Source organism: Maribacter vaceletii (assembly GCF_003634105.1).
GTDB classification, from domain to species: Bacteria; Bacteroidota; Bacteroidia; order Flavobacteriales; family Flavobacteriaceae; genus Maribacter_B; species Maribacter_B vaceletii.
The window spans coordinates 961,856-988,428 of sequence record NZ_RBIQ01000007.1; the positions used below are offsets into that span (position 1 = coordinate 961,856).

The window sequence follows — 26,573 nt, forward strand, 5'->3', positions numbered from 1 at the left end:
GAAAGAAATCTCTTTTTAAAAAAGGTTCATATTAATCTTAAACGTAAAGATACTATTTTTTAAATTTTAAAACTGGAGACCTTCCTTTTTTAAAAATTTTGTTGCTTACCGTTTTTCCTTTACGTAATTCTTTTTGTTCTTCAAACGGAAGTTCATGTACTGTTTTACAATCATCTGAACAGCAATTATTCATTTTTTCTGCACATTTAGGGCACTGAATAAATAATAAGTGGCAAGCTTCATTTGCACAGTTTACATGTGTATCACAAGGCTCCCCGCACTGGTGGCAATTAGCAATTACATCTTCCGAAATACGTTCTCCTCTGCGGTGGTCAAAAACAAAATTTTTCCCAACAAATTTATTTTCTAACTCTTGGTCCTTTACTTGCCTAGTATATTCTATTATTCCGCCTTCTAACTGGTACACATTTTTAAAACCTTTGTGCTTATAGTATGCACTTGCTTTTTCGCAACGAATACCTCCGGTACAATACATAACCAATTTTTTGTCTTCCTTATGGTCTTTTAAATCTTCCTCTATAATATCTAAAGAATCTCTAAAAGTGTCTACGTCTGGTGTTATTGCATTTTTAAAATGGCCAATCTCACTTTCGTAATGGTTACGCATATCTACTAAAACCGTATCTGGGTCATCTATAAGTTCATTAAATTTCTCTGCCCCAACATGAACTCCTTTGTTGGTAACATCAAAAGTTTCGTCTACAAGACCATCTGCTACAATTTTATTACGCACTTTAACTTTTAGCTTTAAGAACGATTTGTTGTCTTGCTCCACAGCTATATTTAAACGCACGTTTTCTAAAAAAGAAATGCTATCTAAATGTTTTTTAAAAGCTTCAAAATTTTCTGCAGGAACAGATAACTGTGCATTTATTCCTTCATTAGCAACATAAATGCGCCCTAGGACATCAAGGTCATTCCAAGTAATAAATAAGTGATTTCTAAAAACAGAAGTATTTTCTATGTGTGCATATTTGTAGAAAGAAATGGTAAGGCGTTCTTTACCTGCCTCCTCTATAAGAGCAGCTCTTTCTTTTGCACTTAATGTATTGTACAGTTGCATGCTATACTAATTTTTAAGTTAAAAAGATTTTTGAAGCTACAAAACTAAACATTAAATAAAGGGAAACAAAAAAGAGTCTTGATTTTTCAAGACTCTTTATCGACCATTCCGATTATTCTTTTTCATAGCATTCTTTGAGTAGAGCTAAAAGGAGATGGTCATCATTGCCCACTGCCACTAAAAACAGTAGATTATATATTGAGTTAGTATATACAATTTTTTATAAGATGTGTTTTTTTTAAAAAGGTTGCGTAACCTTCAAAAAAAATATATTTAAAACCATAAAATCTGTTAATAAAATTAAATTCCTGATTGTTATTTTGATAAAAGAATTGGTAATTTAGCTAGCCTAAAAAAATAGATAATGAGTTCTGAAAAAGATGCGAAATTAAAAGCCCTTAAGCTAACCCTAGATAAATTAGACAAAACTTACGGTAAAGGTTCCGTAATGAAATTAGGAGATAGTGTTATAGAAGATGTTGAGGTAATTCCGTCTGGTTCACTTGGTCTTGATATTGCTTTAGGCGTTGGAGGTTACCCTAGAGGACGTATTGTAGAAATATATGGTCCAGAATCTTCTGGTAAAACAACCTTAACGCTACATGCTATTGCTGGTGCTCAAAAAAATGGTGGTATTGCGGCTTTTATTGATGCAGAACATGCCTTTGACCGTTTTTATGCAGAAAAACTAGGGATAGATATTGATAACTTAATTATTTCGCAACCAGACAATGGAGAACAAGCTTTAGAAATTGCGGATAATCTTATACGTTCTGGTGCTATTGATATTGTTGTAATTGATTCTGTTGCTGCCTTAACTCCAAAAAGTGAGATTGAAGGGGAAATGGGAGATTCTAAAATGGGACTTCATGCTAGGCTTATGTCTCAAGCATTACGTAAACTAACAGGATCTATTAGTAAAACTAATTGTACTGTTATATTTATTAACCAATTGCGTGAAAAAATTGGTGTAATGTTCGGAAACCCAGAAACTACAACAGGTGGTAATGCATTAAAATTCTATGCTTCTGTACGTTTAGACATTAGAAGGTCTACACAAATTAAAAATACCGATGGTAATGTTCTAGGAAATAAAACTAGAGTAAAAGTGGTTAAAAACAAAGTAGCCCCACCGTTTAGAACTACTGAGTTTGATATTATGTATGGTGAAGGGATCTCTAAAGTAGGAGAATTAATTGACCTTGGTGTTGAGTATGAAATAGTAAAGAAAAGTGGTTCTTGGTTTAGCTATGGCGATACTAAACTTGGCCAAGGTAGAGATGCTGTAAAAGCATTAATACTAGATAACCCAGAATTGTTCGAAGAATTAGAATCTAAAATTCGTGAAGCAATAAATGCTGTAAAGTAAATAGATTAGAGCATATAAATCTCGATTATCGAGTAAAAACAAGTCTTTTCCCCATATATTAAAGCAAAAACGCAACCTTTAGCATAAGCAAACATCTTAAAATAAAATGTTTGCTTATGAAAAGGCTTGTTCCCCTTATTGCTATACTTTTTCTCGGAACTATACTAAGTAGCTGTAGTGTAGAAGATGATAGTCCAAATTTTCAATTTGTCCCTCTACAAATTATAAGTGCCGAATTACCAGAATCTTTTAATTTAGAGGAAACCTATCAAATTAAAGTTTCCTTTATAAAACCAAACGGTTGTACTTCTTACGAAGGCTTTGATGTTACTAAAGAAGCCCAAACTACACGTAATGTTGTTGTTGTTGGCTCTGAACGTATAGATATTGATGATTGTACAGAACAAGCGGTTGAACAAACAGCAGAATTTAATTTTGTTGTACTTTACAACGAAACTTATACCTTTAAGTTCTGGCTCGGGGAAACTGCATCTGGAGAAGATGAGTATTTAGAAATTGATGTGCCAGTAAACGAGTAGTAACAACTAAACAAACGTTAAATTGAGTCTAGAAGAACTCATACATAAATGCAAAAAAAACGATAGAAAGGCCCAAGCTCAATTGTATAGTATGTTTTCTCCTGTACTTTTTAGCATTTGCCTTAAATACTCCCGCAATAAAACGGAGGCAGAAGATAGCTTGCATGATAGTTTTATGACTATTTATGAAAAAATAGGGCAATATAAATCTAAAGGCTCTTTTGAAGGTTGGTTAAAAAGAATTACAGTTAATACAGTATTACAGAAATACAGAAAAAAAGAATTCCTAAATGCTGTTACAGAAAATACGGAAGATATTATAGAGGTAGAACAGGAAGAAAACGAAATTAGTTTACAAACACTACTTGGTTATATTCAAGAACTACCATCAAAATATAGAATAACTTTTAATTTATATGTTCTAGATGGGCATTCTCATAAAGAAATAAGTGAGCTTTTAGGTACTACTGTAGGTACCTCAAAATCTAACCTAGCTAGAGCAAGATTAATTTTAAAAGAAAAAATAGAAACCAAAACCGTCCAATCTATAATAGTAGGAATCTTAATATTTGGATTGGAAAACGCATAAAACGTTTATTGTTTGCCTAAACCAGCACACAATAAGACATAAGATAGTATAAAGATGAGTAAAATAAAATTAGACAAACTTTTCCAGGAAAAGTTTAAAGGCTTCCAAGAGCTGCCAGACGAAAAAGTCTGGCAATCTATAGAGGCATCTTTAAATGAAAAGGAGAAGAAACGTAGAGTAATTCCGCTTTGGTGGAAATTAGGTGGTGTAGCAGCAATAATTGCATTGGGTTTATTCTTAATTAATCCTTTTAGTAACAGCCAAACCATACCTTCTTCTGTTGTGACAGAAAAATCAAATTCTAATAAAAACAAAAATAGTGTCCAAGAAGAGGAGAATAATTTAATCTTAAAAGAAGAAATTAATGCCTCAACAAAAATTGCAGAAACGCCTAGTAATATTACTTCTGAAGAAGAAACCGGCATAACTACAGTTTCAAAAAATAATATTCTTAAAAACAATGGTACTAAAAGTAGAAATAAGAATATTACCAATGCTTTAGTAAATAGAAAGAAAAACACCTCTAAAGACAATTTAATTGCAGAAAAGAAGAAGCAAAAAGAAGCTTCATCTACCATAGAAACAAAGACTATTAACAATCTTACAGACGCTACTACTGCCAAAAAAGATTTGAACACTTCTAAAAATAACCGTCAAAAAGCTATTATAACGGAAGAGACTATAGAGGAAGAATTGGCTTCTGAAGAAAAGGAAACCAAAAAATCTATTTTTGATGAAATTAAAGAACAAGAAGAAGAAAAAGAAGCATTAGCAAATAAAACTCCGACTAAAAGGTGGTCTGCAGGACCTAATATAGCTCCTGTTTATTTTGATGCTCTTGGAGACGGTTCTCCTGTAGATGCCATATTTGTGTCTAACTCCAAATCTGGAAATACTAACTTAAGTTATGGATTATCGGTAGCTTATGAAGTAAGTAAAAAACTAAGTATACGTTCTGGGGTTCATAAAGTTGATTATTCTTATAACACAAACAATGTGCTTTTTTCTTCAAACTTTAACAGTGCAATAAGTAAAATTAATACTATTAATTATAATAATAGTTCGTCAAGTTTAGAGGTATTAAGTACAGACACAAATAGTACTCCTAAAAGTTCTCCTAAAGAAAATTTTGCTTTAGATGCTTCTGCCAAAAGCCCAGCTAAAGAAGGTTCTATGTCACAACAATTTGGCTACATAGAAGTACCTTTGGAGCTTAATTATACTATATTGGACACTAAGTTTGGCGTAAACTTTATCGGAGGGTTAAGTTCTTTATTCTTAATAGATAATTCTATTCTTTTATCTTCTCAAGATATAACTACGGAGCTAGGAGAGGCAAACAATATTAACTCGGTAAACTTTAGCACCAATATAGGTGTTGGTCTAAATTATAAGTTTTCTCCAAAAGTAAAAATTAACGTAGAACCGATGTTTAAATACCAATTAAATACATTTTCTAATACACAAGGGACATTTAACCCTTACTCTATTGGTGTTTATAGTGGGTTAATTTTTAAATTTTAAAACAAAGCGACTTTGATAGTAATACTAAAGTCGCTTTGTTGTTACATATTATTACTTTTCTGAAGCTATTTTTAATAGCTCCATCCCTCTTGCATTCATTTTTTCCATATCTTTTTTTGCCCCAAAAAGCCACATAAAAAAGGCATCTACCAAGCCAGATTTTAACTTAAAATCTTGTGTTACCTTAATAAGAGTTCCTGTTTTTAAAAAAGAATACTCAAAAGTAGGTTTTGCTTTAAATGGTTTTTGAATATCACATTCCATTTTTATATACTTTAAAAGTCTAATTTCCTTTGTTTCCTGAAAGCCTAAATCTTTTCCATTATTTCCTTCCCAATGAAACTGAGCACCAACTTGTCCGTCTGTACCTTTAATACTTACTTTTTGTGTTGGGTCTGCTTCATAGAATGGCGACCATTTTGTAAAATTCTTCAAGTAAACTACATTATCAAAAGTGGTTTGTAAATCAGATTGAATATGTACGGTTTTTTGAATATGAATATGCTGTAGTTTGTTTGCATTATATAATCCAATCCCTAAAAATAGGATTAGTACTATAGCGACGATTACTAGTATCATGTTTTTCATTTTTATAATAGTATATATTAATTTGTCATTGGTATAATATTACGAACCTCAACAGAGCCTCCCATTTTTAAAATTGGACTGTCTTTAGCAATCTCTACCGCTTCCTCTAAAGAATTTGCTTTAACAATCATATTTCCACTAACTGTTTTATTTTCGGAAATAAGAATTCCATCTAAGACAGATGAATTAGCAGCTATTTGTTTTCCTTCAAAGCCCAATTGATTGGTACTATCTAATTTTTCCTTCATTGCAATATTACCAATGAAACTACCCCAATCTTGACTCATTTGCTCCATTTCTTGTAGTGTTGGCTTATATTCAGGATTAGGAGTATACCTAAATAACATCATAAATTTTTTCTCTGCTTTCATGTCTTTTATTTTTAAGTGTTAAACAACACTCCAAAAGTAGAAGAGGAAAAAGACAAAAAACTTTGCCTATGACAAGAAATAAAAATTAGGCTTTTTTAAGCCAAGATAATTTGCGAAAAACCAAAAGATGAAGAAAAATAATAGTTGGTGGTGCAAAGGCTGGAATAAAACAAAATGGAAATTCTACCAAAAACTCTACCCCTTGGACATTATTATCAATACTAATTTTAGTAAAAATAATAGCCATTGCAGAGGTAATTAAAATATCTACCAGACCAAACGTATTCCAAATTAAAGTAAGCGTATTGGCATACCTTTTATTGTACTTAATAGCATTTGCAACAAAAATACTTGAGATTGCAGTAATTAAATCTCCTATACCTGCAAATAAAGCAAAAGCTGGTGGCAATAAATCATAAAGATATAGAATGATAAAAGTACCCCCTATTAAACGAAATATGTGAATCTTAACTAAGTCCTCTAATTTTAAAATTACATTTGCCTTTTTACATGTTTTGGTGTTATATAGTATTGTAACAAATATTGCTAAAGGAAGTGTTGTAGTTAATACAATTTTAGGAGGCAACATAACAGTATCAAAAAAGCCATTAATACTAGCTATAGCAACTACAATTAAGTAAAGAAAATAAAATACAAGTACTGCCCAATATCCGTTTTTTATATTACCCTTTTTGCTAAACGAGCCACCATTACTATAGGAAACAAAAAAGCAAATAAAAAAATAATAGAGAAAATTATTGGAACTTGGTTAGATAGCATGGGCTTATATTATAAAGTAATTTCTTTTCTGATTCTACTTAAAGATGTATCCGTAATTCCTAAATACGTAGCAATATGTTTTAAAGGAACATTTTGAATTATTAAGGGTTTTTCTTTTAATAAATTTAAATACCTATCCTTTGCTTGATCTGCAATTACAGATATAGAATGATTCTTTAACTCAAAATAATTATTTATTAATCTTGTTCTACCCACCTCTCTAAAAGATTCTATATGAAACAACTTCATAAAATTAGAAAAACTAATTTTCCAACATCTTCCTTCTGTTATAGCTTTAATAGATTCTTTACATAGCTTTTTTAAGAAATAAGAGTGCCAATCTATTACAATGTCATTTACAGAAAAGAATTTAGTTGTAATATCATTCCCCTCTGTATCTATAGTATAGGAACGTAAAAACCCTGATTCTAAAAAATAATAATAACTGGCTACTTTCCCCTTTTCAATTAAATAAGCATTCTTATTAAAATCTACTTCTTCAAATTGCGCCACTATTAACTCTAACTCCTCCGAGCTATAATTCTCCTTTTTAAAAATGCTATGTAAAAAATGTGTTTTATCCATTTTAATCCAAAGGCTTAACTTAACATAACCCAACTATTCTTAACTAAAGCAGTATTATTTAGCTAATTTCAGCATTTATCAACTCTTTATAAATTACATCTCTAACCTCTTCTCGTAAAGTAATTTTATCTTCTTCGGCCAATATTCCGGTTTCAAAGAAAGAATGAATCTTTGCCTTAGTAATCCCTGGAAAACCACTAAAAAAAGTAAAAGAGAATCTTTTTTTATTATCGTAAAACGTCATAGGAATAATAGGAATTTTATGCGCAATTGCCATTTTAAAAGCTCCGTCTTTAAAACTATCTAATACAATATGTTCTTCTGGTACACCACCTTCAGGAAAAATACAAATACTTAGTCCTTGCTCCAATCTTCTTTGCGCTCTTCTATACACTCCTGTTCTACTTTTTGTGCTTTCACGATCTACCAAAATACACACACGTTTATAGAAAAAACCAAATACAGGAATTTTAACCAATTCCTTTTTTCCAACAAAAACAAAGGGGTTTTTACTAACATAAAGCATAAGCATTATATCTAACATACTAGTATGGTTTGCAACCAGCATATAACTTTTTCCTTTTATTATCTTTTGTTCTTTCTTTATTCTTGGAGGGCAACCCATACCATACAAAATAGGTGTTGCCCATAAATTTCTTGCCAACCAAAAAAACTGAGGATACCACTTTTCTTTAAGAGAAAATAAAAGTAAGAAAGGAAAAAATAAAAATATTGGTATGGCTACTAAAACATAAAACCAAATACGATATAGAAGCCAGAATATATATTTAAAAACAATCATATAAAACCAAAAATACATAATTGTAATGAGCTATTCTATTAAAAAAATTACCTTTGTCTTTCGTTTAACTTATTAATAATATGCCCTGCTTTTGCAGATAATGCTATGTCTAGAATTTTAACAGGAATACAAAGTACAGGAACACCACATTTAGGAAACATTTTAGGCGCTATTATGCCTGCAATTAAAATGGCAAACGATTCTAAAAATGAGTCTTTATTTTTTATTGCAGATATGCATTCTCTTACGCAAATAAAAAATGGAGAAGAGTTACGTAACAACACTTATGCAGTTGCTGCCACTTGGTTAGCATTTGGGTTAGATGTTAGTAATACGGTTTTTTATAGACAAAGTGATGTTCCTCAAGTTTCAGAACTTTCTTGGTATTTAAGTTGTTTTTTTCCATACCAAAGGTTAACTCTGGCACATTCTTTTAAAGACAAAGCAGACCGTTTAGATGATGTAAACGCAGGATTATTTACATACCCAATGCTAATGGCTGCAGATATTCTTTTGTATGATGCTGAGATTGTTCCCGTAGGAAAAGACCAGTTACAACATATTGAAATGACACGTGATGTTGCTTCTAGATTCCATGCAAAATTTGGGGAAACTTTTGTTTTACCCGATGCCAAAGTACAAGAAGAAACCATGTATATTCCTGGAACAGATGGTGCTAAAATGAGCAAAAGTAAAGGCAACTTAATTAACTTATTCCAGACAGATAAAAAGTTACGCAAACAAATTATGGGCATCCAAACAGATAGTACTCCTATGGAAGACCCAAAGGATCCTGATACCGATAATGTTTTTGCACTTTATAAAATCTTGGCAAATGAGGAACAAATTGCTGAAATGCGCGCTAATTACCTAAACGGAAATTATGGCTACGGACATGCAAAGCAAGCCTTATTTGAAGTTATAATAGATAAATTTGGGGCAGCTCGTGAAAAGTTCGACTACTACATGAACAACCTTAATGAGATAGATGATGCACTTGCAATTGGAGCAGAAAAAGCTGGCAAGGTTGCAGATGGTGTATTAAAAAGAGTAAGAACAAAGCTAGGGTATTAGGAATAATAATATCCATGTATAAAAAAGCTTTTAATAACCATCTGTAATGCTTTATTGAATAAAAGATATCTTATAAAGTAAAAAAATAGTTGTTATTGTAGTATAATTAGTACAACTAAGCAACATTTTTTTAGATGAAAAGAACTTCTATTTATATATCCTCTTTAGTTATCATTTTTTTATTCAGTGCTTTTCAAAAATCTAGTATAGAAAATTCAGCATTTGAACACATCTTTTCTAAACTAGCCACTTATATTTTTAATGGTGGTCCAGAAAAAGTTTACCTTCAAACAGATAAAGATTTTTATACAAATGGAGAAACTATCTGGTTTAAAGCATATTTACTAGATGGTATTACACATTACAAAAGCTCTAAAAGTAAAGTTATTTATGTAGAACTTGTAGATAAAAAAGATAGTATAATTACGCACAAAAAAATTTATGTTGATGATTTTGCAGCAGGAGACATAAAAATAAATAATAAAATAAAACAAGGTACTTATTTGTTACGCTCCTATACAAAGTATATGCTAAATAAAAAGGAGCCCGTATTCTTTCAAAAAGAAATTCCAATTTGGACACAAAACATTTTTTCAAATGAACTTTCTAAAAACATACCTACACAAAAAGAAAATATATTAATAGAACAAAAGACTATAGAGCCTAATTTTCAATTTTTTCCTGAAGGTGGCGATTTAGTTTATGGAATTAAAAGTGTAATAGGGATAAAAGTAACCGATTCTATAGGGTCTGGCATAGCATTACAAGGAAAAATAGTAGATCAAGATAATAATATGGTTGTACCTTTTAGAAGCTATTCTTTTGGATTAGGGAGTACTAGTTTTACACCAGAAGCAACTAAAAAATATTATGCAAGTACTATAGTAAATAATATAGAAAAAAGGTTTCCTCTTCCAAACCCTATTTCAAAAGGATATGTTTTAACTATAGAAAACAAAGGAGATTATATTAATATACAAGCCAAAACAAATATACCAAATGGTTTAAATGGTACTTTGTTACTCGGACACCTTAGAGGAATTACTTTTTTGAAACATATTGAAAAATCTAACCAGAAAAAATCTTTTTCAATAAAGTTAATGTCAAAAGATATTGAAGATGGTGTAGCACAATTTACCTTATTCACATCAAATGGAGAACCTGTTTGCGAACGTCTTGTTTTTATTGACCATCCAGATAATGATACAAAACTTTCTATAAATACTACTAAAAAAGAGTATAACACTAGAGACAAAGTGGCAATAGAAATGGAACTTACAGACGCAAAAGGAAATTTTTTAGATGGCGATTTTTCTATGAGTGTTGTAACTAGTAATAATTTAAAAAAAGAAAGTAAAACTATTAAAAGCTGGTTATTATTAAATTCAGATATAGGTGGTACTATTTCTAATGCAAATTATTTTTTTAAAGACAATACAAATGCTACAAAATATTTATTAGATGCATTAATGCTAACTCATGGTTGGCGCAGGTTTGTTTGGAAAAATTTATTGAATGATTCTATTATCAAAAAACAACCATTTATACCAGAAAAGGGTATTATGATTAACGGACAAACAACCGCATTTAAAAATAGACATCAGCCCAAAAAAACAGATGTAACTATTAGTATATTAGAAAAAGGAATATACCAAGAAAAAAAGACCACAAATTTACAAGGCAAATTTTCTTTTGGCCCTTTTATTTTTCAAGATAGTGTAAAAGGAGTAATACAAGTATCGACTTTAGATAAGGAAAAAGAAAAAGAGATTTCAATTTACATAAAAAACAACCTTCCTAAAATTACAACTAACTATCCTTGGAAAAAACCTGAACAATATCCAATTAGTTATGCTCAAGAATATTTAAAAGAAACATACCGTAAAAAAGTAAATGACTTTAAGTACGATCCGCAAGTAACAATGCTAGAGGAGGTAACAATTGAAGCCAAGAAAAAAACAAAAAAAGAAATTATAAATGAAAAAATAAATTCTCTTACTATATATGGTTCTCCCGATAATAGATTGTTTGTTGACTCCATTCCTGGAACTGAATCTGCCTCTATATTTGACCTGCTTAGGCGTGTGTCTGGTGTAAGAATTTTAGGAAGTTTTCCAAATCAAACGATTCAAATTAGAGGAGCATCTAGTCTTTCGCTAACTACAGACCCTCTTTTTCTAATTGATGGGAATGAAGTCCCAGGAAATGCTATACAAGGTATGCTTGCTAATGAAGTTATGTTTATAGATGTTTTAAAAGGTGCTGCTACTGCAATGTATGGTTCAAGAGGTTCTAATGGTGTAATTGCTCTATATACAAGTACAAATGGTGCTTTAGGTTTTAACACAAATGTAGAACGTTACCCTGGTGTTACTAATTTTGAAATTAAAGGATTCTCTAAAATCAGAGAGTTTTATGTTCCTAATTATAACTCTCCTAAACCAGAACACAAAAAACAAGATTATAGGACTACCTTACATTGGGAACCTAATATAAAATTGAAAGGAAAAGACAATTCTGTTGTTAATTTTTATACGGGAGATAATTTGGGAGAATATTTAATAAAAGTAGAAGGTATAACTACTGATGGAAGAGTTGTTAATAGTACTTATAACTTTAATGTTATAAATAATTAAAAATTTATAACAGCAGTTAAAATTGTAGATGATGTATTAAAAAGAGTAAGAACAAAGCTAGGATATTAGACTTGTTCTTACTCTTAAAACGTTTTTTACTTTTCAATAGATATTAACTCTATATCAAAAATTAAAGCAGAATAAGGAGGTATAGACCCTCCTGCTCCTCTTTGCCCGTATGCAATATCTTGTGGTATAAACACTTTCCATTTAGAACCAACAGGCATTAATTGTAAAGCCTCTGTCCAACCTGGAATAACTTGCGACACTCCAAAAACAACAGGCTCCCCTCTTTCTATAGAGCTGTCAAAAACTTTTTCGTCTATTAATTTTCCTTCGTAATGTACCTTAACCTTATCTGTAGCTACAGGTTTTGCTCCATTGCCTTCTTTAATAACTTCATATTGTAAACCACTTTCTGTAGTAACTATCCCTTTTCTTTTAGCGTTTTCAGCTAAAAAAAGATCTCCTGCCTTACTTAACTCTTTTGCTTTCTTTTCTTGAATTTTCTGAATAGTATTTTGTACTTCAGAACGGGCTTCTTGTGAAGATAATTTTTCATTTCCGTTAAGTGCATCTTCTAATGCAACCGCAAAAATAGGATACGCTAAAGAATCTATTCCTAATGCCTTTAAATTAGTTCCTATTTCTACTCCAAAAGCATAGCTAAATTTTTGCAGGCTATCTTCTAAGTTTACTGTTTTAGATTTTTTAATTTTATGTAATTGCGCTTTCATTTCAGTTGCTTCTGACTTTAATTTTGCAACTTCAGCAATTAAATCTTTCTTCTTTTGTGCATAACTATTACCACCCACAAGTAGTAATATAGCAACAAGGATAAAATTCTTCATTTTTATAGTATATTTTGATGCGAAAATAGTTAAAATTAAAAAAGAGAAAACACTAATATCATACATTTTACAAAATAGAGAAACAAACCCAATAGTTTGTTTTAAAAAGTGATTAGAATACCCTTTTAAAAAAGACACTAGATTTTCTGTTGTTTTTTATCCATATAATGCACCTATGAGCATTAGAACACCAATTGATTTAGACATAAAAGACCACTTAGTTTGTAAAAAAACTAAATAGCTTCAAACAATTTTCCTGGAAGCGGCCTAATAACCCCTTTCATTTCCATATTTAATAATGTAGATGATACTTTATATACAGGAATATTACATTGTAATGCAATAGTGTCTAAAAGTTGTTTTCCTTCCTTTTGCAAGTAGTTATAAATAGCTTGTTCTTTATCCTCTAATTCTACAAAAAGCTGTTTTTGCACCATTGGGATAGGTTTTTGCTCTACCTCCCAATCTAATAAATAAATTAAATCTTCGGCAGAAGTTAACATATGTGCCTTTTGTTGTTTTATAAGGTTATTACAACCCAAACTATATTTATCTTTTGCTCTTCCTGGAACAGCAAAAACATCTCTACTATAACTATGAGCAATATCTGCAGTAACTAAACTACCTCCTTTATCTGCAGATTCTATAACAACTGTAGCCTCTGTCATACCGGCAATTATTCTATTTCTTTTTAAAAAATTTTCTCTTTCAGGATTGCTATTACTCCAGAATTCAGTTAAAAATCCGCCATTTTTTTCTACCTCAGGAGCAAAACTAGCGTGCTTTTTTGGGTAAATTTGATTTAGTCCATGTGCCAAACAACCAATAGTCTGCAATCCATGTTTTACTGCTGCTTTTTGTACACAAATATCTACTCCATAAGCAAATCCGCTAACAATTATAGGGTCTAATGGTGCTATTTTTTCAATAAACTCTTCGCAGAAAGCGGTACCATAACTCGTAATGTTTCTTGTACCAACTACACTAATAATTTTTCTATTTTCAAGGTCTATTTTTCCTCTTTTAAACAAAAGAATTGGACTATCTATACAGTGTTTTAAATACGATGGATACTCGGCATTCATAAAATAGCTGTATTCCAGATTATTACGTTTTATATACGCCATTTCGTCTTCTGCAGCTTCTAAATGTTCTGTATCAAACAAACCTCTTAAAGTGTGTGTGCCAACACCATCAATTTTTAATAAATTTTGCAGTTTTTCTTCAAAAATAGCCTCTGGACTCTCGCAATGTGCAATTAATTTTTTGGCTGTTATGTCTCCAATATTGGGTATACTTTGTAATCTTAAGATTGCAATTAATTCAGTTGTAGTCATTTATAATTAATGGTTAGTTATTCACAAAATACCGAAAATATAATGTTAATAAAAAGTTATGAGAAGAGTTTCCAAGAATCTATTTTTTTACAATCTTTGTAGGGATGGTATTAGAACACTATATAAGCGATTTACTATACAGATATAACTGTGTGGCAGTTCCAAATTTTGGAGCTTTTTTAACTCAAAAAAGAAATGCCAAATTGGTAGAGGAAAGTAATACTTTTTATCCGCCAGCTAAAGAGATTTCTTTTAACAGACAGTTAACCACTAATGATGGTTTATTGGTTTCTTACATTGCTGAGGCAGAAAAATCTACTTACGAAGCTATTCTTACTAAAATTGAAGCTGCAGTTACAGATTGGACAGAAGAACTTACTAATAACAAGACACTTTTCCTTGAAAATATTGGGGAACTAACTTTAAACGCTGAAGAAAAAATTATATTTAAACCATTAGAGAAAGTAAATTATTTAACTAGTTCTTTTGGTCTTACATCTTTTAATTCTGCAGCTGTAACAAGAGAAGTTTTAAAAGAAGAAGTTGCGCAGTTAGAAGAGACCATTCCTTTTATTATTACTCCTGAAAAAAGAGAAACAACTTCTTTTAGACCATATTTAAAATATGCTGCAATATTTTTACTTGCTTTATCTACAGGTTTAACCGTTTATAGAGGATATAAGCAATCTGAAACTACAAAACAATTAGTACAACAAGAAGCACAAAACAGAGTTTCTAAACACATACAAGAAGCTACGTTTTTTGAATCTTCTCCGCTAGAGCTACCTTCTATCACATTAGATGCAACTACTGCTATTAAGAATGTTATACATGATGATTTGGATAAAAACCAAACGGTACATTATATAGTTGCTGGTGCATTTAGATACAAAACTAATGCAGAGAAAAAAATTAGACAGCTTAAAAGACGTGGGTATAATGCTTCTTATTTTGGTACAAATGCACATGGTCTACACATGGTATCTTATGACCATTTTACGGATACAGAAAAAGCTTTAGAAACATTAAAACAAGTAAAGCATAACCACTCTAAAGATGCTTGGTTATTTTCTGCTAGATAGTAACTAATTCTTTCCTATTTTAAACAAATACTATTCTATATAAAGCATTTTGGTTATAATACTTTATATATAAGCTCAGTATAAGAATGTATCTTTGTAAAAAATACATTGCATGCAATCTAAAAAACCTAGTGACTCTAGAACACAAATGACAGATATGGTTTTACCAAGTGAAACCAACCCTTTAAACAATCTTTTTGGCGGAGAATTATTAGCACGTATGGATAGAGCTGCAAGTATTGCTGCAAGGAGACACAGTAGAAGAATTACTGTTACTGCATCTGTAAATCATGTTGCGTTTAACCAAGCTGTTCCTGTTGGAAGTGTTGTAACTGTAGATGCTGCCGTATCTAGAGCGTTTAATAGCTCAATGGAAGTATATATAGATGTTTGGATGGAAGATAGGTTTAGTGGCGAACGCACAAAAGCCAATGAGGCTATTTACACTTTTGTTGCTGTTGATGAAACAGGAAAACCAACGAAAGTACCCGAACTAAAACCAGAAACAGAACTTGAAAAGGAGCGTTTTAACGGCGCTTTGCGAAGAAAACAACTTAGTCTTGTATTGGCGGGCAAAATGAAGCCTAAAGACGCCACAGAGCTACGTGCGTTGTTTATGGAGCAGTAGCAAACAAAATAAATTTTAGTAATTACAAAACTGTAGTATTAATAATAACTTCACTTTGTAATGTTTTGTGAACGGGACATTTGCTTGCAATTTCTTTTAGTCTAATAATCTGTTTATCGTCTAAATTGCCAACAAACTTTAGTTTCTTTTCTAAATAATCAAATCGTGTTGGCTTATCTACAGCTAAACCTAAATCATCACTATGTTTTTTAGAATACGTTATGTATACAAATACTTCTTGTAAATCCCACTTTTTACGCTCTGCATACATTTTTAATGTCATTACGGTACATGCTGCTAAACCTGCACTTAAAAAATCATAAGGAGAAGGGCCAAAATCATCACCGCCAACACTCTCTGGTTCATCTGCAATAAAAGAGTGTTTTTTGGTTTGGATAGATGTTGCAAAATTATCTTCTAGTAAATTTAAATGCCCAACAAGCTGTTCTCCTTCTGTAGAAATCATTTCATTTTCTTCTTGCCGAAAATAACGTTGTGCCCAAGAGCCAATTAAACTACCAACATACAAACTATCTTTAGCATTAGTTAATAAATGGTCTGCATCATCTAAACTAACAAAACTCTTAGGGTGGTGCGCATTATGATAAATTTGCTGTGCATTATCAACACCTACAATAGTATCTATAGGCGAATGCATTACTAAAATAGGCTTACGTAATTTTTTAGTTATTTCTGGTAAATTGGTTTTTTTAAAGTTATCTACAAACTCCTGATTTATTCTAAAAGGCCTTCCTCCTATATGTACTTTTACCTCTCCCTTTTCTTTAATTTCTTCAGGATCATGAGAAAATAAATGGGTTACATGTTCTACAGTTGCAGGCGCACCAATAGTGGCAACAGCCTTAATATTATCTAGTTTATAAGAAGCAACAATAGCTGCCGCTCCTCCCAAAGAATGCCCAATCAATAAACTCGGAGCTTTATACTCTTTGGTTATAAATGTATTTACCGCTAATAAGTCTTCTACATTTCCTGAAAAATGACTATCTGCAAATTCCCCCTCGCTTCTACCCAAGCCCGTAAAATCGAACCGAATAACTCCAAAACCATGATTGGTTAAAGCCCTACTAATATTCTTTACCGCACTTAATGTACTATTACAAGAAAAACAATGTGCAAAAATTGCGTAGTCATTAGGCTTCTGATTGGCAGGTAATTCTAAGTGTGCCTGAAGTTTAAATCCTTTATTATTTATAATCTTTAGTTTAATGCTTTTCATAATTTTCCATGCTTTGCTTAGGAATTAAGTAGTCGTAAAAAGAAAATAAAAATTACTAAAGCAGGAAAACTACAGCTGATACACCCATTCCTCTGGGTTTAACCTAGCTGTATCTTGGTATAGATAAAATTTAAGGCGTGTTTGTCCGTTAGACCGATTGGTATAAATGGTGCCAAGCTCTTGTTTTGCAGTTACCTTATCGCCCTTTTTTACATATAATTCCGATAAATTATAATACGTACTTATAAAATTACCGTGTTTTATTTGTACCCCTTTATTACCACCAGGAACTGCAAGTATTGCAATAACTTCTCCTTCAAAAATAGACCTTGCTTTAGCGCCTTCATCTGTAGCTATAATTACACCATTACTCTGGTGTTTTATTCCAGGGTAAACTGCATCTTTATAAATTCCAAATCCTTGACTTTTAATACCTTTCTCTACAGGCCAAATTAGTTTTCCTTTATTTGCAGAAAAATTATTTGCAACCGTAGTTGCTTCAGGTGTTAGTATAAACTTAGCAGAAGAGCTCTTTGCCTTTTTTCCTATTTTTTTATTAGACGCAACAATGGCTTTACGTATTAGATTTTCTATTTGTTTATCTATTTTACGAGCTTCCTTTTTCTTCTTATTTATGACACTAGTATATTTGCTTTCATTTTTTCTAATACTACTAAGAAGCTCTTTCTGCGCTTTTATTTCTCCAAAAAGTTTGTTTTTAGCTTTTCTGTTTTGGGCAATTAAAACTTCCTTTACCTTTCGCTCTTCATTTAGGTCTTTATTAAGTAATGCTAATTCTTCTGTTTTAGCAGCTATTTGTAACCCTTGTTCTTTACGGTATTCTGTATACTGTTGCATATACTGTAAACGCTTAAAAGCTTGATAAAAGTTAGTAGAAGACAATAAAAATAGCAATCTACTTTGTTGGGATTTATTTTGATAGGATTTTTGAATCATGGAAGCATAAGCATCCTTAACCTCTTTTAATTCTTTATTTAGTTTAGAAATGCTTCTAATATTAGCATTAATCTTGCGATTTAGTAAATTAGATTGCTGATTTGTAACTCGTATTAATTGCTGACGAACGCTAATCTTCTTATCCAAAGCTTCCATCTGATCCAACACATTTCCTTTTTCTTTTTTTTCAGCAAAAAGCAATCTATTTATATCTAATATCTCTTTTTGTAATTTTTCTCTTTTGGCTTCTAAAGATTTTTGCTCATTTGTTTGCCCATAGGTTATGGTAACTGAACTAACAGTTATTATAACAACTAAAATTAGTTTAAAAAAGAAATTATTTCCCATTATTCTTTAGTACAATCTCATCAAAACCTTTTGGTATTTTATATGGAAAATTAAGGCTTCTATTAAACTCCATATTCCTATACTCTAAATCTATGGTATTGGTTACTTCCTCATCTATAGCAGTAATAATTACAGAATTTGGTATTACTCTGTTTTGTATTTTTTGATAATTTTTATAATCAATCTCTAATACTCTTTTCTTTAAAGGTTGAGAGAGTTGTTGTGTAGATATTTTAAAATTAGTGGGCTCTATTGTAAAAAGTGTTTTAAATAAATTACCTGCTTTACGTGGTTTTAATTGGTAGTTTTTATCTGCTATAGAAGCATTGTATTTCTCCTTACGCAAATCAAAAATTGCTTGCCCAACTAGTAAATCTTGTACTTTTTCAAAATTTAATTCGGTTCCTAATAAGTTACTTAAATAAGAGAAATTACCATCAAAATACTCATTCTGCAGTTTATTATAGAAAGATACTCTGCTTGGTGTTATGTATACTTTTACCATACCAAGTGGAGCACTCATCCAAATGGCTTTGTCTTTTTCCATGCGCAAACTAACCGATACTCCTTGGGAAGATTCCCCGTCAGAATAGTTAATTTTCATCTTACCACTTAAAGTCTTAAAATCTATATGGTTTTGGTAATGCGTTTTTATAATGGCCTTAGCAGAAAGGTTTTCATTTATACTACCATCTGTTACAACTTTATTGGTTTTACATGAAAAAACAAATAGAAAACCAATACTTAGTATAGTGTATTTAATAAATTGCTTTGTGGAATGCATCATACTTTAAAAACCAGGTTTTATCTTACGAAGATACATATTTGCTCTAGAAGTTTGGTGTAATCCTGTATAGGCGTTTGCCATTTCTTTATATATTTTGTTTGCTAATGAAATATCATCTATTAAATAATCTATAGAAGCTTCTAAAATAGTAAGGGCTTCTCTGTATTTTTTATTTTGATTTAAAGCTAATCCTTGTGCATAATAAAAATAAGGCTGCAAAGGATATTGTTCTAAAGCTTCTTTAGAAATTTGCTTTACCAATGCATAAGCTTCTATTCGTATTAGACCCTGAAGTCTAGTTTTATAAGACTGTGCTGCGTTATCTCTAGTATTTGAAGTTTTTGTAATAGTAGAAGTAGAATAAGAAACTGATGAAATTTGAGATTCTTGTTTTTTTAAAGCATCTTTTATTTTAGAATATAATACTTGTGTTTTATCTGTTCTTTTTAGCTTTTCTATCACCGCTAATGCTTCTTTATACTTTTCCTGGTTATAATAAATATGACTTAGGTTTTCTCTAAGTTTTAAATTACTATATGGAACCTCTTTAGTTATATTACTTACTGTATTTCCTTGTAATTGTAAGGCTTTAACTAGGGTGTATAAATACCACATATTCTCTGGCTTATTATTTAAAGCTTCTATAGCATAGTTTTGAGCATTTATGTATTGTTTATCTAATAAATAAACTTTTGCCAGCTCATGGCTCACAACAGCATTATTAGGCTCTTTTGCCTTACATTTTAGAAAGTGATTAATGGCTTTATCATAATTCTCAATGCCTTTTTGCTTTAACCCTTCAAAAAACTGTTCTTGAAAATCATCGGAATAGTCCTCTAAAAAGACCGCAGCGCTTTCTTCTATATCTATTTTATCTTCTTGAGCTATAGCAGTATTATTCCCCAATAAGAGTATAAAAAAACACCCTAAATGAGATACTACTTTAAATATATTTCTAATTTTCATTGAAATGTTTTTTAGCAAAGAGAAGAATTTGTAATCCTTGTAAACTACTAAATTATTATAAAAACTTGAATATTTCTAAAAAGAAAGGCTTTCTATAACAAGGAATTAACAGCGGCTAGAACAATTGCTTATAATAAAAATGCCTCGTAGGCTAACCCACGAGGCATTTAAATCTATTTATAAAGTAAAACTATTCCAAAACAGAATAATCTCCGATACTTATACTTTCAAAATTACCATTAAATTTAGCATGATTACCAATCATGGCATTATCTAAATTAGCATTAGTAATTGTAGTATTTGTTTGTATTAAACTATTTTTAATTGTAGAATTCTCTACTACAGAATTATCCCCAATAGAAACAAAAGGGCCAACTGTAGTGTCTTTTAAAACTACATTTTTACCTATATAGCAAGGTTCAATAATATTTGCGTTTTCTAATTGTACAGAATTAGATATTAATTCTTCTCCGTCTGCTTCTAAAAAGCCTAGCATTCTTTGGTTGGTTTCTATGGTGATTTTTTTATTACCACAATCCATCCACTCATCAACGGTACCTGTTTTAAAAATCTTACCATCCGACATCATACGTTTAATACCATCATTAATTTGGTATTCTCCACCGTTCATGATATTCTCATCTAGAATTTCTTGCAATTTTCCTTTTAAAACCGCAACATCTTTAAAATAATAGATACCAATTACTGCTTGATCACTAACAAAAGATTCTGGCTTTTCTACAAGCTCTACAATTTCATTTTTATCATTAAGTTTTACTACTCCGTATGCTTCTGGGTTTTCTACTTTCTTAGTCCAAATAACACTATCTGCTGTTGGGTCTAAATCAAACTCTGCTCTAATTAAAGTATCTGCATATGCAATTACTGCAGGGCCAGATAAAGAAGGTTCTGCACACATAATTGCATGTCCTGTTCCTAATGGTTTATCTTGTCTATAGATAGATGCTTTTGCTCCTAAGCTTTCTGCTAATTCTTTTAAACTAGCAATTACATCTTCTCCAAACCAAGCTGGATCACCTAAAACAAAAGCAATTTCTTCAATTGGTTGTTTTAACACTTTAGCTATATCACTCACTAAACGATGAACAATTGGTTTTCCTGCAACCGGAATTAATGGTTTAGGAACGGTTAAAGAATGTGGTCTTAGTCGCGAGCCTCTGCCCGCCATTGGAACTATTATTTTCATACTTATTGTCCGCAAATGCGGATGTCTATTAATGGTTAAACTTAAATCCTACAAAGGCAGGAATCTCTTTACGCCTAATACAACGTAAAAATATCTTAATTATTGGGGTTTAGCTTTAAGCTAATCTTATGTTTATTTTACCCCTGTGCTACCAAAGCCCCCTTCTCCTCTTGCAGTTTCGGATAATTCTTCTACTGAAACCCACTCCGCTCTTTCATGTTTTGCTATTACTAATTGCGCAATACGTTCTCCGTTTTCTATTACAAAAGCGTTGTTAGATAAATTAACAAGTATAACTCCTATTTCTCCACGGTAATCTGCATCTACAGTACCAGGTGCATTAAGCACGGTAACGCCTTTTTTAGCAGCTAAACCACTTCTTGGTCTTACTTGTGCCTCGAAGCCAACAGGAAGCTCTATAAATAATCCTGTTTTTACAATGGCTCTTCCCATTGGCTCTAATGTAATAGCTTCTTGAATATTAGCTCTTAAATCCATACCAGCAGATGCGCCAGTTTCGTAATGCGGTAAATCGTGGGACGATTTATTAATTATTTTTATTTCCATTTTTTAAAAATACCTTTCTAAGGTTCTCGTTTTCTAATTTATATAGTAATCCTAAAAATATAGCTAGTAATATGTTTCCAATAATTAAATTTCTATTAAACCCATAAAAAGCAATTGCAGAGAAACTAATAGATAATGCTAAATAAAATCCTATTTTTCTAAAGTTATAAGGAATAGGGTAATATTTTCTTCCAAAATAAAACGAAAGAAACATCATAGTGCCATAAGCAACTAAAGTTGCTACTGCAGAGGCCATATATTCAAAATATTTTATAAAAACTAAATTAATAACTATAGTTAAAATTGCACCAATTATAGATATATAAGCACCAAACTTTGTACGATCTGTTACCTTATACCAAACAGAAAGGTTATGGTATATGCCTAAAAAGAAACTGGCAAGTACAATTATTGGAACAATAGACATTGCTTCCCAATAGGCAGGGTCACGTACAATAATTGTTTTTAAAACATCTGCATAAACTACAACTCCTAATAAAATTATGCTTCCTAAAACCACAAAGTAATTGGTAATCTGGGCATATGCTTTTTGTGGATTCTCTGAATTAGAGTGACTAAAGAAAAAAGGTTCTATACCCATACGGAATGCCGTGGCAAATAGTGTCATAAATAATGCTATTTTATAACATGCAGAATACATTCCTACTTTAGCTTCTGAGATATCCTTTGGTAATAACTTTTCTAATAAAACGCGGTCAAACACTTCATTTATACTAAAAGCAATTCCGGCTACCATAACTGGCATTGCATATTTCATCATAGAATTCCATAGTACTTTATCAAAAACCCATTTCGTTTTTCTATACAATTCACTCATCAATAAAAACGTAATACCACTTGCTATTACGTTAGAAATAAAAATATACGAAATCTGAAAATTTGGTTTGTATAGGGTTGATAAAATACCGTCTTGATTTTCATTAACAAGCTTTGGGAGCAGTAGTAAAAAGAATACATTAAGACCAAGATTTATACCTACATTTAATATCTTAATAATTGCGTATTTCATAGGTTTCTCGTTTGCTCGTAACCAAGCAAACGGAATTACAACTATTGCATCTAATGCTAAAATACTAATTACATATCCTAAGTATTTTTTGTCTATTTCTAAGATTTGAGACAAAGAACCAAAAAATAAAAACGCTATACAAACAAAAACAGCAGTTGTAATTACTATAGAAATTAAAGAGGTAGATACTACTGTATTCTTTTCTTTAGACTTGCTATAAAACCTAAAAAAAGCAGTTTCCATACCATAAGCTAATACCACGTTAAATATTGCAAACCAAGCAAATATTACGCTTACTTTACCATATAAACCAGGCGCCATTACCGAGGTATATAAAGGCACTAAAATAAAGGAAAGCATTCTAGGCAATACCGTAGCAAGACCATATACAAAAGTCTGCTTAAAAAGTTTTTTTAACGGATTCAATAGTCTAGAAATTAGAGTTTAAAAATAGTTATTTAAACTTAGGCAACAAAAAAGCTCTACTTAAAAGTAGAGCTTTTTAACGTATATATTTACTTGAAAAACTATTCTAACTATTTAAAGCCTCTGCACCACCAACAATTTCTAATATTTCATTAGTAATTGCGGCTTGTCTTGCTTTGTTATAAGTAAGTTTTAATTGATCTCTTAGCTCTGTTGCATTATCTGTTGCTTTATGCATAGCAGTCATACGAGCACCATGTTCACTAGCAAAAGAATCGCGAATACCTTTAAACAATTGTGTTTTTAAAGACTTTGGTATAAGTTCTTCAACAATCTCTAGTTTAGAAGGTTCAAAAATGTAATCTACATTTGAATTAGACTCCCCTTCCATTGGTACAATTGGTAAAAATTGTTCCGTCATAACAATTTGCGTTGCAGCATTCTTAAATTTGTTATAAACGATCTCAATTTTATCATATTTCCCTTCTGTGAAAAGAAGCATTAACTCTTCTGCTATTGCAGCAACATTATTAAAAGTTAAATCATCAAATACAGCACTATGATTTGCAATTACATTATGTTTCTTAGAAAGAATATCATTAGATTTTTTTCCAATTGCAACAAAATCTACTTGCTTTCCTGCATATGTATTTTCTTCCAAAGAAATACATTGCTTGAGAATATTAGTATTAAAAGCACCACATAAACCTCTATTTGATGTAATGGCTACAACCAACACCTTATTTACAGGTCTATTATCTGCATACGTACTTCCTGAATCTGCATCTAAACTTGCACTTAAGCTCTGTAAAAGCTCTGTAAGTTTATCTGCATATGGACGCATAGCTGTAATTGCATCTTGTGCTTTCTTAAGCTTTGCTGCAGATACCATTTTCATGGCACTAGTAATTTGCATGGTAGAAGATACCGATGCAATCCTATTACGTATTTCTTTTAAGTTTGCCATTCTTTTTAGTATTTAGTACGCAGTATAAAGAGCTTTAAACTGCGTACTCATTACTTTGTACTATATTACTTTTAAGCTTTATACTTCGCCGACATTTCCTTACAAACAGCACTTAATGTATCTGTAACTTCATCGGTAAGTTTTCCTGACTTTAAGGTATCTAAAACACCTCTATGCTTCGCATTTAAAAACTCAATAAAATCTCTTTCGAATTCTTTTACTTTATCTACAGGAACATCTCTTAACAAGTTTTTAGAACCTGCATAGATAATAGCAACTTGATCTTCTACTGTAAATGGATCGTTTTGTGCTTGTTTTAATATCTCAACATTACGACGACCTTTTTCAATTACATTTAATGTAGCTGCATCTAAATCAGAACCAAATTTAGCAAAAGCTTCTAGCTCACGGAATTGTGCTTGATCCAGTTTTAATGTACCAGATACTTTCTTCATAGATTTAATCTGTGCGTTACCACCAACACGAGATACAGAGATACCTACGTTAATTGCTGGACGAACACCTTGGTTAAATAAATCTTGCTCTAAGAAAATCTGTCCATCTGTAATAGAAATTACGTTAGTTGGAATATAAGCCGATACATCTCCCGCTTGTGTTTCTATAATTGGTAAAGCAGTTAAAGAACCGCCTCCTTTTACGATTGGTTTTAAAGCATCTGGCAAATCATTCATATCTTTTGCAATATCATCATCTGCAATAACTTTTGCAGAACGCTCTAATAATCTAGAGTGAAGATAGAATACATCCCCAGGATATGCCTCACGTCCCGGTGGTCTTCTTAATAATAAAGAAACCTCACGGTAAGCAACTGCTTGCTTAGATAAATCATCATAAATAATTAATGCAGGACGACCAGTATCACGGAAATATTCTCCAATAGCTGCTCCTGTCATAGGTGCATACACCTGCATTGGTGCAGGATCAGATGCATTTGCAGCAACAATAGTTGTATATGCTAATGCTCCTTTATCTTCTAATGTTTGTGCTATGGCAGCAACCGTAGATGCTTTTTGTCCAATTGCAACATATATACAATATACTGGTTCCCCAGCATCGTAAAATTCTTTTTGATTTAAGATGGTATCAATACAAACCGTAGTTTTACCTGTTTGACGGTCACCAATAACCAACTCACGTTGTCCTCTACCTACAGGAATCATAGCATCAATTGCTTTAATACCAGTTTGTAATGGCTCTGTTACTGGTTCACGATAAATAACCCCAGGAGCTTTACGCTCTAATGGCATTTTATAAGTATCACCAGAAATAGGACCTTTACCATCTATAGGAAGACCTAAAGTGTTTACAACACGACCTACAATACCTTCACCTACGTTTACAGATGCAATAGTTTGTGTACGTTTAACAACAGACCCTTCTTTAACATCTCTAGATGGACTTAAAAGTACCACCCCAACGTTATCTTCTTCTAAGTTAAGAACGATTCCTTTTAAACCCCCTTCAAATTCTACTAACTCTCCATATTGCGCGTTAGATAAACCATATACACGTGCGATACCATCTCCCACTTGTAATACTGTACCTACCTCGTCTAAGGATGCTGTAGCGTCAAATCCTGATAATTGTTTCTTTAAAATTGCTGATACTTCAGCGGCTTTTACTCCTGCCATTTGTTTTAGATATAAGGTTCTGGATTCCTAAAAAATCCGAAAATATATTATAGACTACTTGTAAACTCTCTTTGTAAATTATTTAATTTATTGGCGATACTAGCATCATACTGCAAATCGCCTACACGTAACACAAAACCTCCAAGAATACTCTCATCAACTTTGTTTTCTAAGGTAACTTCTTTTCCTGTTAACTTTGTTACTTTCTCTAATACTTTCTTTTCTAAACTTGCTGTTAAAGGAACTGCTGTTGTAACAAAAGCAATATCTTTCCCTTTTAACTGCTCATTAAGTATTATATATTTTAAAGCAACCTCATTTAATATAGAGATTCTTTTATTTGCTATTAAATTAGAAATAGCTCCTTGCGTAATAGTATTACTTCCACTAAAAACCGCTAATAATGCACTTTTCTTAGTTTCTCCATTAACAATAGGGCTTTCTAATACATCTCGCAATTCTTTGCTTTCTGCAATAGTGCTAACTATAGAACGCATATCTGCTTCCACTGCATCCACAGATTTATTATCGACTGCAAGGTCTAAAATTGCTTTGGCGTAACGAACGGCTGCTCTTGAATTGCTCAT

26 protein-coding genes are annotated in these 26,573 nt (G+C 31.5%); 8 read left to right on the top strand and 18 right to left on the bottom strand.

All coding sequences use genetic code 11. From position 1 onward, the window contains the following. Positions 1 to 52: 52 nt before the first annotated feature. Positions 53 to 1,084 (bottom strand): oxygen-dependent tRNA uridine(34) hydroxylase TrhO, encoded by a 1,032-nt coding sequence (trhO, locus tag CLV91_RS03920; RefSeq protein WP_121064181.1) that lies wholly within the window; start codon positions 1,082 to 1,084, stop codon positions 53 to 55. A 364-nt stretch (positions 1,085 to 1,448) separates the two neighbouring features. On the opposite strand from trhO, the gene recA reads away from it, so the two are divergent. The 4 genes from recA to CLV91_RS03940 all read left to right on the top strand — a co-directional run bounded on the left by recA (position 1,449) and on the right by CLV91_RS03940 (position 5,105). Then, the gene (gene recA / locus CLV91_RS03925; protein WP_121064187.1) at positions 1,449 to 2,453 is read left to right on the top strand and encodes a recombinase RecA; all 1,005 of its coding nucleotides are present in this window, start codon (positions 1,449 to 1,451) and stop codon (positions 2,451 to 2,453) included. A 116-nt stretch (positions 2,454 to 2,569) separates the two neighbouring features. After that, the gene (locus CLV91_RS03930; protein ID WP_121064189.1) at positions 2,570 to 2,992 is read left to right on the top strand and encodes a hypothetical protein; all 423 of its coding nucleotides are present in this window, start codon (positions 2,570 to 2,572) and stop codon (positions 2,990 to 2,992) included. 22 nt (positions 2,993 to 3,014) lie between these two features. Next, positions 3,015 to 3,581, top strand: a complete 567-nt coding sequence (locus CLV91_RS03935; RefSeq protein WP_121064191.1) for an RNA polymerase sigma factor — start codon at positions 3,015 to 3,017, stop codon at positions 3,579 to 3,581. Positions 3,582 to 3,635: 54 nt separating this feature from the next. Beyond that, positions 3,636 to 5,105, top strand: a complete 1,470-nt coding sequence (locus CLV91_RS03940; protein ID WP_121064193.1) for a hypothetical protein — start codon at positions 3,636 to 3,638, stop codon at positions 5,103 to 5,105. Between the two features lie 51 nt (positions 5,106 to 5,156). On the opposite strand, the gene CLV91_RS03945 is transcribed toward CLV91_RS03940, so the two are convergent. The 5 genes from CLV91_RS03945 to CLV91_RS03965 form a co-directional block, all read right to left on the bottom strand. After that, positions 5,157 to 5,684 (bottom strand): SRPBCC family protein, encoded by a 528-nt coding sequence (locus CLV91_RS03945; protein ID WP_121065692.1) that lies wholly within the window; start codon positions 5,682 to 5,684, stop codon positions 5,157 to 5,159. A 26-nt stretch (positions 5,685 to 5,710) separates the two neighbouring features. Continuing rightward, positions 5,711 to 6,064 carry a YciI family protein gene (locus CLV91_RS03950; RefSeq protein WP_121064195.1) on the bottom strand — a complete coding sequence of 118 codons (354 nt, stop codon included), beginning with the start codon at positions 6,062 to 6,064 and terminating at the stop codon, positions 5,711 to 5,713. 85 nt (positions 6,065 to 6,149) lie between these two features. Then, entirely contained in the window at positions 6,150 to 6,653 is a 504-nt protein-coding gene (locus tag CLV91_RS03955) for a hypothetical protein (protein ID WP_121064197.1), read from the bottom strand. Positions 6,654 to 6,853: 200 nt separating this feature from the next. After that, on the bottom strand, positions 6,854 to 7,429 hold the full coding sequence (locus tag CLV91_RS03960) for a Crp/Fnr family transcriptional regulator (RefSeq protein ID WP_121064199.1): 576 nt from the start codon (positions 7,427 to 7,429) through the stop codon (positions 6,854 to 6,856). A gap of 58 nt (positions 7,430 to 7,487) precedes the next feature. Beyond that, on the bottom strand, positions 7,488 to 8,231 hold the full coding sequence (locus tag CLV91_RS03965) for a lysophospholipid acyltransferase family protein (protein ID WP_121065695.1): 744 nt from the start codon (positions 8,229 to 8,231) through the stop codon (positions 7,488 to 7,490). Between the two features lie 105 nt (positions 8,232 to 8,336). Between CLV91_RS03965 and trpS the strand changes: the two genes are divergently transcribed. Together trpS and CLV91_RS03975 are read left to right on the top strand one after the other, a co-directional pair. After that, complete coding sequence (trpS, locus tag CLV91_RS03970; protein ID WP_121064201.1) at positions 8,337 to 9,305, top strand: tryptophan--tRNA ligase; 969 nt, start codon at positions 8,337 to 8,339, stop codon at positions 9,303 to 9,305. A 134-nt stretch (positions 9,306 to 9,439) separates the two neighbouring features. Further along, on the top strand, positions 9,440 to 11,941 hold the full coding sequence (locus tag CLV91_RS03975) for a TonB-dependent receptor plug domain-containing protein (protein WP_121064203.1): 2,502 nt from the start codon (positions 9,440 to 9,442) through the stop codon (positions 11,939 to 11,941). A gap of 95 nt (positions 11,942 to 12,036) precedes the next feature. On the opposite strand, the gene CLV91_RS03980 is transcribed toward CLV91_RS03975, so the two are convergent. Together CLV91_RS03980 and dprA are read right to left on the bottom strand one after the other, a co-directional pair. Continuing rightward, entirely contained in the window at positions 12,037 to 12,792 is a 756-nt protein-coding gene (locus CLV91_RS03980) for an FKBP-type peptidyl-prolyl cis-trans isomerase (protein ID WP_121065698.1), read from the bottom strand. Positions 12,793 to 13,025: 233 nt separating this feature from the next. Beyond that, positions 13,026 to 14,129: a DNA-processing protein DprA gene (gene dprA, locus CLV91_RS03985; RefSeq protein ID WP_121064205.1), complete on the bottom strand. Its 1,104-nt coding sequence runs from the start codon at positions 14,127 to 14,129 to the stop codon at positions 13,026 to 13,028. 104 nt (positions 14,130 to 14,233) lie between these two features. Between dprA and CLV91_RS03990 the strand changes: the two genes are divergently transcribed. Continuing rightward, a complete protein-coding gene (locus CLV91_RS03990) occupies positions 14,234 to 15,211 on the top strand; it encodes an HU domain-containing protein (protein WP_121064207.1) in 978 nt (325 codons plus the stop codon). Between the two features lie 112 nt (positions 15,212 to 15,323). Further along, positions 15,324 to 15,839, top strand: a complete 516-nt coding sequence (locus CLV91_RS03995; RefSeq protein WP_121064209.1) for an acyl-CoA thioesterase — start codon at positions 15,324 to 15,326, stop codon at positions 15,837 to 15,839. A gap of 22 nt (positions 15,840 to 15,861) precedes the next feature. On the opposite strand, the gene CLV91_RS04000 is transcribed toward CLV91_RS03995, so the two are convergent. From CLV91_RS04000 to atpH, 10 genes are all read right to left on the bottom strand, one after another. Then, positions 15,862 to 17,079, bottom strand: coding sequence for a bifunctional alpha/beta hydrolase/OsmC family protein (locus tag CLV91_RS04000; protein ID WP_121064211.1), 1,218 nt, complete (start codon positions 17,077 to 17,079; stop codon positions 15,862 to 15,864). Positions 17,080 to 17,148: 69 nt separating this feature from the next. Then, positions 17,149 to 18,384 carry a murein hydrolase activator EnvC family protein gene (locus CLV91_RS04005; RefSeq protein WP_121064213.1) on the bottom strand — a complete coding sequence of 412 codons (1,236 nt, stop codon included), beginning with the start codon at positions 18,382 to 18,384 and terminating at the stop codon, positions 17,149 to 17,151. Beyond that, entirely contained in the window at positions 18,374 to 19,168 is a 795-nt protein-coding gene (locus CLV91_RS04010; RefSeq protein ID WP_121065701.1) for a DUF4292 domain-containing protein, read from the bottom strand. The genes CLV91_RS04005 and CLV91_RS04010 overlap by 11 nt, the downstream gene beginning before the upstream one ends. Positions 19,169 to 19,174: 6 nt before the next feature. Next, positions 19,175 to 20,137: a tetratricopeptide repeat protein gene (locus CLV91_RS04015; RefSeq protein WP_121064215.1), complete on the bottom strand. Its 963-nt coding sequence runs from the start codon at positions 20,135 to 20,137 to the stop codon at positions 19,175 to 19,177. Positions 20,138 to 20,327: 190 nt separating this feature from the next. Then, positions 20,328 to 21,344: a sugar phosphate nucleotidyltransferase gene (locus tag CLV91_RS04020; protein WP_121064217.1), complete on the bottom strand. Its 1,017-nt coding sequence runs from the start codon at positions 21,342 to 21,344 to the stop codon at positions 20,328 to 20,330. Between the two features lie 132 nt (positions 21,345 to 21,476). Beyond that, entirely contained in the window at positions 21,477 to 21,911 is a 435-nt protein-coding gene (gene dut, locus CLV91_RS04025) for a dUTP diphosphatase (protein WP_121064219.1), read from the bottom strand. Next, positions 21,892 to 23,367: a lipopolysaccharide biosynthesis protein gene (locus CLV91_RS04030; protein ID WP_121064221.1), complete on the bottom strand. Its 1,476-nt coding sequence runs from the start codon at positions 23,365 to 23,367 to the stop codon at positions 21,892 to 21,894. Before CLV91_RS04030 ends, dut begins: the two co-directional genes overlap by 20 nt. Before the next feature lie 106 nt (positions 23,368 to 23,473). Further along, entirely contained in the window at positions 23,474 to 24,334 is an 861-nt protein-coding gene (gene atpG / locus CLV91_RS04035; RefSeq protein WP_121064223.1) for an ATP synthase F1 subunit gamma, read from the bottom strand. A gap of 71 nt (positions 24,335 to 24,405) precedes the next feature. Further along, positions 24,406 to 25,986, bottom strand: a complete 1,581-nt coding sequence (gene atpA / locus CLV91_RS04040; RefSeq protein ID WP_121064225.1) for a F0F1 ATP synthase subunit alpha — start codon at positions 25,984 to 25,986, stop codon at positions 24,406 to 24,408. Positions 25,987 to 26,033: 47 nt separating this feature from the next. Then, the gene (gene atpH / locus CLV91_RS04045; protein ID WP_121064228.1) at positions 26,034 to 26,573 is read right to left on the bottom strand and encodes an ATP synthase F1 subunit delta; all 540 of its coding nucleotides are present in this window, start codon (positions 26,571 to 26,573) and stop codon (positions 26,034 to 26,036) included.